General features: G+C 33.2%; 12 protein-coding genes. 9 read left to right on the top strand and 3 right to left on the bottom strand.

What is annotated here, in order from left to right:
- The gene (locus FA046_RS06930; protein ID WP_136825658.1) at positions 1–996 is read right to left on the bottom strand and encodes a fumarylacetoacetate hydrolase family protein; all 996 of its coding nucleotides are present in this window, start codon (positions 994–996) and stop codon (positions 1–3) included.
- 190 nt (positions 997–1,186) lie between these two features.
- Between FA046_RS06930 and FA046_RS06925 the strand changes: the two genes are divergently transcribed.
- The 8 genes from FA046_RS06925 to purN all read left to right on the top strand — a co-directional run bounded on the left by FA046_RS06925 (position 1,187) and on the right by purN (position 7,744).
- Positions 1,187–1,786, top strand: coding sequence for a hypothetical protein (locus FA046_RS06925; protein ID WP_136825657.1), 600 nt, complete (start codon positions 1,187–1,189; stop codon positions 1,784–1,786).
- 91 nt (positions 1,787–1,877) lie between these two features.
- Entirely contained in the window at positions 1,878–2,483 is a 606-nt protein-coding gene (locus FA046_RS06920; RefSeq protein WP_136825656.1) for a hypothetical protein, read from the top strand.
- 327 nt (positions 2,484–2,810) lie between these two features.
- Positions 2,811–3,968, top strand: coding sequence for a homogentisate 1,2-dioxygenase (locus FA046_RS06915; protein WP_136825655.1), 1,158 nt, complete (start codon positions 2,811–2,813; stop codon positions 3,966–3,968).
- Between the two features lie 172 nt (positions 3,969–4,140).
- A complete protein-coding gene (gene hppD / locus FA046_RS06910; RefSeq protein ID WP_136825654.1) occupies positions 4,141–5,268 on the top strand; it encodes a 4-hydroxyphenylpyruvate dioxygenase in 1,128 nt (375 codons plus the stop codon).
- Positions 5,269–5,468: 200 nt separating this feature from the next.
- Positions 5,469–5,993 (top strand): GNAT family N-acetyltransferase, encoded by a 525-nt coding sequence (locus tag FA046_RS06905; protein WP_136825653.1) that lies wholly within the window; start codon positions 5,469–5,471, stop codon positions 5,991–5,993.
- 45 nt (positions 5,994–6,038) lie between these two features.
- A complete protein-coding gene (locus FA046_RS06900) occupies positions 6,039–6,464 on the top strand; it encodes a c-type cytochrome (protein WP_136825652.1) in 426 nt (141 codons plus the stop codon).
- 12 nt (positions 6,465–6,476) lie between these two features.
- Positions 6,477–7,094, top strand: coding sequence for a DUF1684 domain-containing protein (locus FA046_RS06895; RefSeq protein WP_136825651.1), 618 nt, complete (start codon positions 6,477–6,479; stop codon positions 7,092–7,094).
- A 71-nt stretch (positions 7,095–7,165) separates the two neighbouring features.
- Positions 7,166–7,744, top strand: a complete 579-nt coding sequence (gene purN / locus FA046_RS06890; RefSeq protein ID WP_136825650.1) for a phosphoribosylglycinamide formyltransferase — start codon at positions 7,166–7,168, stop codon at positions 7,742–7,744.
- Here purN and FA046_RS06885 read toward each other — a convergent pair.
- Together FA046_RS06885 and FA046_RS06880 are read right to left on the bottom strand one after the other, a co-directional pair.
- A complete protein-coding gene (locus tag FA046_RS06885; protein WP_136825649.1) occupies positions 7,741–9,618 on the bottom strand; it encodes a monovalent cation:proton antiporter-2 (CPA2) family protein in 1,878 nt (625 codons plus the stop codon). The genes purN and FA046_RS06885 overlap by 4 nt on opposite strands.
- Before the next feature lies 1 nt (position 9,619).
- Positions 9,620–10,267 (bottom strand): NAD(P)H-dependent oxidoreductase, encoded by a 648-nt coding sequence (locus FA046_RS06880; RefSeq protein WP_205943613.1) that lies wholly within the window; start codon positions 10,265–10,267, stop codon positions 9,620–9,622.
- A 138-nt stretch (positions 10,268–10,405) separates the two neighbouring features.
- Here FA046_RS06880 and purH point away from each other — a divergent pair, with 138 nt between their 5' ends.
- Entirely contained in the window at positions 10,406–11,935 is a 1,530-nt protein-coding gene (purH, locus tag FA046_RS06875) for a bifunctional phosphoribosylaminoimidazolecarboxamide formyltransferase/IMP cyclohydrolase (protein WP_136825648.1), read from the top strand.
- The last annotated feature ends 25 nt before the right edge of the window (positions 11,936–11,960 follow it).

Here is an 11,960-nt window from a genome sequence, read left to right as displayed (position 1 = left end):
TTATTTTTTAAGATTTAAGATAGAGAAATTGCTATCCTCTTTAATAATGGTATTGTATAATCGGCCTAAGCCTGTAATTTCCATTTCTACCACATCACCGGGTTGTAACCATTGGCTTTTATAATCCGGATTATTTAATAAGCCTGTGCCATTTAATTCTAAAAAGCATCCGGTACCTACCGTACCAGAACCAATAACATCGCCTGGTAAAACATCACATCCATAAGCGCAACGTTCAATAATTTCGGCAAAAGTCCAGTTCATACTTTTAGTATTCCCGGCAGAAACTTCTATCCCATTTACCCAGCATTTCATTTCTAATGCGTAATTATTTCCGGTATGCCCTGCTTCGGCGGGTACTTTATAAGCTTCTAACTCATCTGGGGTAACCAACCAAGGGCCAATTACTGTAGAAAAATCTTTCCCTTTTGCTGGCCCCAAATTCAACTTCATTTCATCCATTTGCAAAGTGCGGGCACTCATATCATTCATAATCAAGTAACCTGCAATGTATTGATCAGCTTCTGCGGCAGTAAAATTTCTTCCTTTTTTATTGAGTACTACAGCTACTTCCAACTCAAAATCTAATTTCTCAAAATGATCTGGCATACAACGTATTTCTCCCGGACCTTGAACAGCGTTATGATTAGTGAAATAGAATATTGGAAATTCATCAAACTCCGGAATCATGTCTACTTTTCTATTCCTACGGGCTGTAGCTACGTGTTGTCTAAAAGCATAACCATCTCTACAAGAAGTAGGATGTGGAACTGGAGCAAGTAATTCAAAAAACACTTCTTCTTTACCTTCAACTTTTCCCGAAATTAAATCTTCATGAACCCTGTGGGCAGCTTCCATTAAAGCATCTCCTCCCCATAAAAATTCATTCATACTATCAGGAATTACATGGTTAAGAGAATTAAGGTTATAAATATGTCCGTTTAAAAACACACCTAAATGCTCTATTTCTTCGGTTTTATAGGATACTAACTTCATGCTATTTCAATTTTGTTGAAAGATTAAAATTATTGGGTTCTGTTATTTTCAATTGGTTATATAGTGGTTATCAAAAGTAAGAATAGATTCTCAAATGGCTGTTTTTTTTGAAGAGAATTACCGTTTAATAAATACAAACAATCTTGTATTTAAAATAAAGTTTTAATTAATCAATTTTATATAAGAATCGATGAAAATTAAAATTCAAACAATAATTTTTCTTTTTACCTTATTAAGCTTGTTTTCTTGTGAAAAAGACAACTCAAATTCTACTTTAACAAATAATAATGTTACCTATAATAATTTACAATTTAAGATAACTAAAGGAATTTTTATTGACTATGGTGCAAGCTGTTATTACGGCAATACCAATACCCATTATAATTATGATTTTTTTATAACCGATGGCGATTTTATTTCTGATGCAAATGGAAACTTAATAGATGTAAAAGGCGATATTGTAATTTATGCTTACCTAGAATCTTTTGGTAAAGATAGTTTTAAGACCGGTACCTATACCTGTATTGATTCTTCAACCGATAATGAATTAAATGATACCCAGCTAAAAACCAAGTATGAAAATAAATCTTTCATTATGGATGCTTATGTTATTACTGATGAAAATGCGAAAGAAAGTTTATCTACCGGTAAACAAGTTCTGGTAAAATCAGGAACAATTACCCTTGCTGGTATACAACCAAATTTCACTATTACTTATGATTTGATTTTACTGGATAATAAAACAGTTAAAGGTTCTTATAAAGGAGATTTTTCTGAATTAGCCAATTAAAATTCTAATAATTAACACTAAATAAACAAATACCCTATAATTGGTATTTAAACAGCGTTTACACTTAACTAATTTTAAAAAAACAAAAATCATGAAAAATAAAATTTACTCCATGATGATGCTTGCTTTAATGCTAGGCTTTTCATCTTGTTCTAAGGATGATGAAATGGAAATAGATGCTAATACCATTGAATATGACGGTACTAAATCGGTTTTAAAAAAGGGAGCATTGATAGATTTTGATATTAGTCCTTACTATGGCACAACAGATACTCATCTTAATTATGATTTTTATATCACTGACGGCGCTGTAATTACAGATAATACTGGTCAAATATTCGATATTCAAGGAAAATTTGGAGTTTGGATTTGGTTAGAATCTTTTGGTACAACTGGAGGATTTAAAACAGGAACCTATACTTTTATTGACGGTGTAAATGATGCGTCGTTAACCGATGCCCAAAAGAAAACAAAATATGAGAATAAACTTTTTATGGCTGGCGCATCAGTTTTCCTTAACACAAACGTGAGTACAAGTTTTGATAGTGGTAACACTCAGGAAATTGAAATAAAATCTGGTAGTGTAACTGTTTCAGGATCTAAACCAAATTATACCATTACTTATGATTTAGTAATGGAAAATAACAAAACAGTAAAAGGCTCTTATAGCGCTGGATTTCAAGCATTTGTTGATTAATTAAAAATAAAACTTAGTTTTGTTAAGCCATTTCTCAAAAGAAATGGCTTAATTTTTCACTAAAATTTAACAAACGCTTAAATCAAAATTTAGCTTAATCGAATTTAAAATTGTAAATTCGCAATTAACCAAAATTAAAGCCATTGCAAATCACATTTAAGCAACTCAGATTAATTTCTTTATCAGTGCTAGCGAAATTTCGTTCGGCAATGGTTGCTAAAATTGTGTTTGCACAATATTCTCTCTAAGGCTTAGATAACATTAGTTATCAATTACTTACAACCTTTTCAAAAATAAATCGTTAATTTTCAATCAACCGATTTTATTATGCCATTTTACTATAAATTAGGGAGCATTCCTCCTAAAAGACATACTCAGTTTCGCAAAGCAAACGGAGAATTATATGCAGAAGAGTTGGTTTCTACCGAAGGCTTCTCTAGTAATTATTCTTTGGTTTACCATTGTTATGCACCTACCCTCGTAAAATCTTTAGGCGAAGCCTATAGTGTAGAGCCAAAAATTGCGAGAGAAAAACACTTAAAGCACACTAGTTTACTAGGTTTTAAAATAAAACCAGAAGACGACTTTTTAAAAAGCAGAAAACCTGTTTTGGTGAACGCAGATTTGCATATTTCTTTGGCTGCGCCGAGAAAATCTATGACAGATTATTTCTACAAAAACACCATGGCCGATGAAATGATTTTTATTCATGAAGGAACAGGTGTTTTAAAAACCGGTTATGGAAATATCCAGTTTGAATATGGAGATTATTTAATTATTCCACGAGGAGTGATTTATCAAATCCATTTTAATGATGAAAAAAACCGACTATTTATTGTAGAAAGTTTTAGCCCAATAAAAGCTCCAAAACGATATAGAAACGAAAACGGACAGCTTTTAGAACATTCGCCCTTTTGCGAAAGAGACATTAAAACACCTCAAAATTTAGAAACTATTGATGAGAAAGGCGATTTCAAAATCCTCATTAAAAAACAAGGATTAATTTACCCTTACGTTTATGGCACACATCCTTTTGATTTTGTAGGCTGGGATGGTTTCCACTATCCATGGGGGTTTTCTATCCATAATTTTGAACCTATTACCGGAAGATTGCATCAGCCGCCACCGGTTCACCAAACTTTTGAAGCACATAACTTTGTAGTTTGCTCTTTTGTTCCACGTAAATACGATTATCATCCGCTTTCTATTCCTGCGCCTTACAACCATTCTAATGTAGATTCTGATGAGGTTTTATATTATGTAGATGGCGATTTTATGAGTCGCAAATCTGTTGAAAAAGGTCAAATTACTTTACATCCTGGTGGAATTCCTCATGGACCACATCCGGGTACGGTAGAAAAATCTATCGGTAAAGAATCAACCGAAGAATTAGCTGTGATGATTGATCCTTTCAGGCCATTAATGCTTACAGAAGAAGCTATAGAAATTGAAGATCCTGATTATTATAAAAGTTGGATGTCTTGAGTATCAAGATTTGAGTATCAAGACTGACTTAATAAAATCATAAAAGTAACCCACGCAATCTGCGGTCCGCGGACATCAGACTGCCGACTTAAAAGAGAATAAAGACTATAAAATAACCCATGCAAACTGCGGTCTACGGACATCAGACTGCTGACTTAATAAAAAAAAAGACATGACACAAACACTAGAACATACAAATACAGCAACAAAAACAGATTTCTTACCTATAAACGGGACAGATTATGTGGAATTTTATGTGGGCAACGCTAAACAAGCGGCTCATTTTTATAAAACAGCTTTCGGTTTTCAAAGTGTGGCTTATGCCGGACCAGAAACAGGCGTAAAAGACACCGCTTCTTACATGATTCAGCAAGGAAAAATACGTTTTGTATTAACCTCTGCTTTACGCTCTAATCACCCGGTGGCTCATCATGTTTTAAAACATGGCGATGGTGTTAAAGTGATTGCACTTTGGGTAGATGATGCTTATTCAGCTCATGAAGAAACTGTAAAAAGGGGCGCTAGGTCTTTTTTAGAGCCAGAAACATTAAGTGATGAAAACGGAGAGATTAAAAGAAGTGGAATTTACACATATGGTGAAACCATTCATCTTTTTATAGAAAGAAAAAACTACAAAGGCTTATTTTTACCCGGCTTTCAACCGTATCATTCTGAATATAACCCTGAAGAAATAGGGCTTCTACATGTTGACCATTGCGTTGGAAACGTTGGCTGGCATCAAATGAATAAATGGGTAAAGTTTTATGAAGATACCATGGGCTTTAAAAACATCCTTACCTTTGATGATAAAGCTATTTCTACCGAATACTCGGCTTTAATGAGTAAAGTGATGAGCAATGGAAACGGTTTTGTAAAATTCCCAATAAATGAACCTGCAGAAGGGAAAAAGAAATCGCAAATAGAAGAATATCTTGATTTTTATGAGGGAGAAGGTGTACAACATGTTGCCATAGCCGCTACAGATATCATATCTACAGTAAGAAAACTTAAAGCTAAAGGAATTGAATTTTTAAATACTCCAGATACTTATTATGATGATTTATTAGAACGTGTTGGAGAAATTGATGAAGATTTGGCTCCATTAAGAGAACTTAAAATATTAGTAGACAGAGACGAAGAAGGCTATTTACTGCAAATTTTTACTAAACCTTTGCAAGACCGCCCAACAGTTTTCTTTGAAATTATTCAACGTAAAGGGGCACAATCTTTTGGGGCTGGTAATTTTAAAGCATTATTTGAAGCAATTGAAAGAGAACAAGAATTAAGAGGAAATTTATAAGACTTGGGGTTTCCTCCAATGAAAAATTACGCTCATATTCTTTTCTTTTTATTTGTCAGCCTGAGCGGAGTCGAAGGGTAAGCAAATAAAAAGATTAATTCGTATCCGTTTCAAAATAGATACATTTAAAAATTACTTTTTTTGGTTTTTGTATTAATTTTAAGGCTTTGGGATTAACAACCAAAGCCTTATTTTTTTATATGAATCCATTTTCAATTAAAATAAAACCTGTAAATATTCATCAGGTTCACCTTCTTCAAAAAATATCAAAAGAAACATTTTTACCTGCTTTTGAGCAACACAATACCCAAGAAAATTTAAGAATCTATTTTGAAAAAGCTTTTAGTATTGAATCATTAATCAATCAAATCAATAATCCAAATTCGAGGTTTTTCTTTGTTTATCAAGATGATCAATTATGTTCTTATTTTAAGATCAACATCGGCGAAAGCCAAACAGAAATACAAGCAGAAGATTGCTTAGAGTTAGAAAGGTTATACATTTACCCAAGCTTTCAGAACCAAGGAATTGGCGAAATGATTTTAAATGAAGTAAAAATAAAGGCCATAGCAGAAGATAAAAAATACATTTGGTTGGGTGTTTGGGAAAACAATTTAAGAGGTATTAAATTTTATAAAAATTTTGGTTTTCAAAAATTCGACAGTCATATTTATATGATGGGAGACGATGCGCAAACAGATTGGATGATGAGGTTGATACTTTAAGTCAGAATATTGTATATATTTAAATTGTCGTTCAAATATTATACAATGAAAACTCAAATTAAACCCCTACTTTTTATCATCGCCATTATTGGAATGGTAAGCCTTGCTGCTACTTATCCGCAACAAAAACAAGAAGAACCTTTTAAAGCAAAAAACCTAAAAGTACTCCCTAAAGACATTACTAAAGTGGAGTTAGACAGTATAATGGATGGTTTTAAAGCTGCTTTAGGGGTAAAATGTAATTTTTGCCATGGGCCCTCAAAAACCGACCCTAAAAAAATAGACTTTTCATCTGATGATAAAGACCATAAAATTATAGCTAGAGAAATGATGGAGATGACCGCTAAACTAAACAAGAAATATTTTAGCAAGTATCAAGAAAAACATGGCGTTGCCGCTGTTCAATGTGCCACTTGCCACAGAGGCAAACCAGAGCCTAAGTTAGAGATTGTCCCTGCTAAAAAAGGTTAATTTTTAAATCGTATGCTTAGTTTAAACTGGTTGAAGCCAGCCTTTTTAATCATTTATTTATGCTTTAGCTTAACTGCTTTTTCGCAAAATGAAAGTTATAAAAGCAAACTCAAAAACTTTAGAAATCAATACATAAGCACTCATGATGTGGTTAAAGGAGATAGCGTAAACTATTTGAAGTTTTTTCCAATTCATGAAAAATATGCAGTAAAAGCTACGTTTACAAAACTGGCGGTCCCTGTTGAATTTAAAATGCCCACTTCTGCTGGTAAATTTAAAGAAGCTTTAAAAATTGGCTACCTCCACTTTACGTTAAAAGGAAAAAAATTAAAACTAAGCGTTTACCAATTAAAAGCTTTGTTAGATTCTGACCAGTATAAAGATTATGTTTTTTTGCCTTTTACAGATTTAACCAGTGGCACAAAAAGCTATGGCGGTGGTCGATATTTAGATTTCACTTTAGCAGACATTAAAAAAGGAGATTTTATATTGGATTTTAACAAAGCGTATAATCCAAGTTGCATTTACGCTGATGGTTTTAACTGCCCAATACCCCCTCAAGAAAACGATTTGTCAATTTCTATTAGCGCTGGCGAAAAATTATATGCCCTCTACAAAAAGAATCATTAAGAATTAAACAAATTCATTTTCAATACACATCCAAAATTTTATCTTTGAAGAAAGATTAAAATAAAATACACTTGAAAAAACGTATAGCAATTTTCGCTTCAGGATCTGGTTCAAATGCTCAAAAAATAATGGAGCACTTTAAACGTAGTGATGACGCAGAAGTAGCATTAGTTTTAACCAACAATCCCGACTCTTTTGTACTCCAAAGAGCAGATAATTTTGAAGTTCCCTCCCATATTTTTGATAAAAAGGAATTTTATGAAACGGAAAAAATCATCAGCCTATTAAAAAATTTGAACGTAGATTTAATTGTTTTAGCAGGCTTTTTATGGTTGGTTCCACAAAATTTATTAAAAACTTTTCCTAATAAAATCATTAACATTCATCCCGCATTATTACCTAAATACGGCGGAAAAGGAATGTACGGCGAACGTGTTCATAAAGCGGTATTAGAAGCCAAAGAAACAGAATCTGGCATCACTATTCATTTTGTAAATAGCGAATTTGATGAAGGAGAGATCATTCATCAATCAAAATTTAGAATTGATAAAAGTGATGATTTAGAGATGATCAAATTTAAAATTCAACAATTAGAGCACCAGCAGTTTCCTAAAGTAATTGAAGGTTTGTTAAAAAAAATGAAGAGTTAATCATTAGCTTCTTTTGCCATTGCTTTTCTAAGCGCTTTACTATCCCAACCCATATCTCTTTCTAAAATCTGCTCGTCTTTTAAATCACGTAAAATAAGATCTTCTAGTTCGGTAATTTTTTCTTTAGCTACAGAAATATAAGAGCTACTGTCGTTACGTAGCTTTATTAAATCAAGTAAAGACTTTTCATCGTGTTTTAAGAAAGTGCGGGCTGCCCGGTGTGTTTTATAAGCTCTAAAACCTAACATTTTTAGAGCGTCGGTTCCTAATCTTAAAGAAGAATCTACTGTTTCTCTGTAAATATGATCAACTCCGGCTTCCATTAAATCGTAAGAATCATTTCTATCATAAGCTCTAGAAAGTATTTTTAGATGAGGGAAATACTTTTTAACTAATGAAACCATTTCTAAACATTGTTGGGGCGTATCCATTGCAATGATAATAATTTCGGCATTTTCTGCTCCAGCGGCTTTCATTAAATCAAATCTAGAAGCATCACCATAATATACTTTATAGCCAAATTTCCTCAACAGATCTACCCTATCAGAGTCGTTATCTAAAACGGTTGCAGAAACGCCGTTTGCTCTTAAAAACCTACCCACAATATTTCCGTATCTCCCAAAACCAGCTATAATTACCTTATGTTGCTCATCAATATCATCCGCAGCTCTATCTTGCTTTTCTTTAGTGAAAAACCGAGGTAAAATAACCCTCTCGTTCACTAAAAAAACCAAAGGCGTTAAGGCCATGCTTATGGCAACTACTGAAATTAACAGATTGATTAAGGCTTGATCAATAATTGCATATTGCCCAGCAAAGGAGAATAGAACAAAGGCAAATTCGCCCATCTGCGAAAGCGAAACTGCAAAAATAATTTTCTGATCACTTTTAACCCCAAAAAATCTGGCTAAAACAAAAAGGACGATTGCCTTCAAAAGCATTAACCCAAAAACTAAAGAGATTACCGTAAAAATATTAGAACCAATAATTTTAAAATCTATAGTAGCGCCAACGGTAATAAAAAACAAACCTAAAAGTAATCCTTTAAAAGGATCAATATCACTCTCCAACTCATGCCTATATTCACTATTTGCTAAAACTACTCCGGCTAAAAAAGTACCCAAAGCGGGACTTAAACCTACAATAACCATTAACTCTGCAATAGCAAAAACCATTAATAAAGCTGTAGCCATAAAAAGCTCTCTTTGCCTAGTTTTTGATACCCATCTAAAAATTGGTCCTATTACATACCTACCAAAAACAATAATGCCAGCTATAGCTGCTAAAACAATTAATGTTTGTTGCCAACCATTAAAATCATGAATTAAACTGCCAGTTTCCATTTCTGGAATTGTTGTTGCAATTAATGGGAACAAGGCTAATAACGGAATTACGGCTATATCCTGAGCAAGTAAAACTGCAAAAGCTGATTTGCCTGCTGTTGTTTTCAGCAAGCTTTTCTCACTTAAAGTTTGCATCACAATAGCAGTTGATGACAACGCTAAAATACTTCCAATGGCAATGGATGCTTGCCAAGTTTGCCCAAAAGAATAAGCAATTGAGCCTATCAATAATGATGTAATAAGCACTTGTAAAGCGCCCAAACCTAAAATAAGTTTACGCATGCGCCATAAAAGATTAGGTTCTAGCTCCAAACCAATTACAAAAAGCATCATTACCACACCAAACTCGGCTACATGCATTAAATCTTTACCTTCTTCGCCCACAAAACCTAATACAAACGGACCAATTACAATACCTGCCAACAAATACCCTAAAACAACTCCTAAGCCCAATCTTTTAGCAATATTTACCCCAATAATAGCCGAAGCTAAATACACTACCGCCTGAAATAAAAATGATTTAATTTCCATTTTATAAAGTATAAGGTTTACCTATCAGGTTGTTCATATAATCGGCTTTTACTAAATCATCTTCGTTAAAAACGCCGTCTCGTAAACCGGTAATAATTTTTAAATAATCATCGGCGAAAGCCTCCATTTCATTTGGTTTAAGCAAATGCGCATTGTGTACAACAAAAGGAGGATAATAAGTCATCTTACACAAAAAAGCAGTCTGATCAAACGGAATTAAAAGTTCTTTAATGGTGTAGCGGTTATGTCCTTCAGTTTGATAAGCAGTAAAACCACCTCCCGCTGTAATGGCGTTAAACAATTTTTTATTGCGAAGTTGAGTACCTTTTGTTCCGTAAGCCCAACCATATTCTAAAACTAAATCCATCCATTGCTTTAATATTGGCGGAGTGCTGTACCAATAAAATGGATGATGAAAAACAATAATATCATGTTTTAGAAGCAATTCTTGTTCTCGTTCTACATCAATATCAAAATCAGGATATGCTTCATAAAGATCATGAAACGTTACTTTTTCTAGATTACTGATTTTTTGAATCAATGCTTTGTTAACTCTCGATTTTTCAAAAACAGGATGTGCAAATAATATCAATACAGAAGCCATTGTTCTAAAATAACAAAATTGAGTAGTATTTTGGGCTGATTTCACTCCAAATAGATTAAAGTGACAAAAAAATAGAATAAATAAAACGACAAAATTTATTGAAATCTTAATGAATTATAATTCATAATCATTCGCTTAAAAATTTTGGTTTTTCTATCTTTGCGGCTTCAAATAAAAAATTTCATGAGCCACCCCGTAAAAATCAAAAACGCCTTAATTTCTGTTTATTACAAAGATAATTTAGAACCTGTAATTCATCAATTAAACAAATTAGGAGTAACTATTTACTCAACCGGTGGTACAGAAAAATTTATTAAAGATTTAGGTGTTGATGTAATTCCGGTAGAAGACTTAACTTCTTACCCTTCTATTTTAGGTGGTCGGGTAAAAACATTACACCCTAAAGTGTTTGGTGGCATATTAACCAGAAGAAACCATAGCGGAGACCAAGAGCAAATTGCTCAGTATGAAATTCCAGAAATTGATTTAGTAATTGTTGATTTATATCCTTTTGAGGAAACTGTAAAATCAGGTGCTGCTGAACAAGACGTCATCGAAAAAATAGATATTGGTGGCATTTCTTTAATTAGAGCTGCTGCAAAAAACCATCAAGATGTGGTGATTATAGCCTCAAAAGATGATTATACTTCTTTACATACTTTATTAGAAGAACAAAACGGAGAAACCACTTTAGCACAACGTAAAACATTTGCGAGAAATGCTTTTAACGTTTCTTCTCATTATGATACTGCCATTTTTAACTGGTTTAACAAAGGAGATGATGCTTTAACCGTGTTTAAACAAAGTGAGCAAAAAGCTTCCGTTTTACGTTACGGAGAAAACCCTCATCAAAAAGGTTATTTCTATGGCGATTTAGATGCGATGTTTGAAAAACTAAACGGTAAAGAATTATCATACAACAATTTGGTTGATGTTGATGCTGCTGTAGCGTTAATTGATGAATTTACCGAGCCTACTTTCGCTATTTTAAAACACACCAACGCTTGCGGAATTGCCAGCCGTACAAATTTATTTGATGCATGGAATGATGCTTTAGCTTGCGACCCAGTTTCGGCTTTTGGTGGCGTGTTAATTTGCAATGGCGAGGTGGACGAAGCTACCGCAACAGAAATTAACAAATTGTTTTTTGAAGTTTTAATTGCGCCTTCTTACTCTGCAGCTGCAGAAAAAGTAATTACCTCTAAGAAAAACAGAATCATTTTAAAAAGAAAAGAAGTAAAACTACCTGGTAAATTATTTAAAACTTTATTAAACGGAATTATAGAACAAGATAAAGATAATACCGTAGAAGGACCAGAGTTAATGAATGCGGTTACTACTATACAACCAAGCGAACAAGAATTAAAAGATTTGTTCTTTGCTAATAAAGTGGTGAAGCACACCAAATCAAACACTATAGTTTTTGCTAAAAACAACACATTAATTGCAAGTGGCGTTGGGCAAACTTCAAGAGTAGATTCTTTAAGACAAGCCGTAATAAAAGCAGAAAGTTTTGGTTTTGATTTAAAAGGCGCAGTTATGGCTTCTGATGCATTTTTCCCTTTTCCAGATTGTGTAGAACTAGCCGCAGCAGCAGGAATTACAGCAGTATTACAACCTGGTGGCTCTATAAAAGATCAAGACTCTATAAATATGGCCAATGAAAAAGGTATTTCAATGGTAACAACTGGTGTTCGTCACTTTAAGCACTAAATTAATTTATTGTGAGTTTAATAAT

Origin of the sequence: Pedobacter cryophilus, from assembly GCF_005116455.1 — a bacterium.
GTDB classification, from domain to species: domain Bacteria; phylum Bacteroidota; class Bacteroidia; order Sphingobacteriales; family Sphingobacteriaceae; genus Pseudopedobacter; species Pseudopedobacter cryophilum.
Note: the sequence above shows the minus strand (reverse complement) of the source record. Positions and strands in the feature narration are given on the sequence as shown.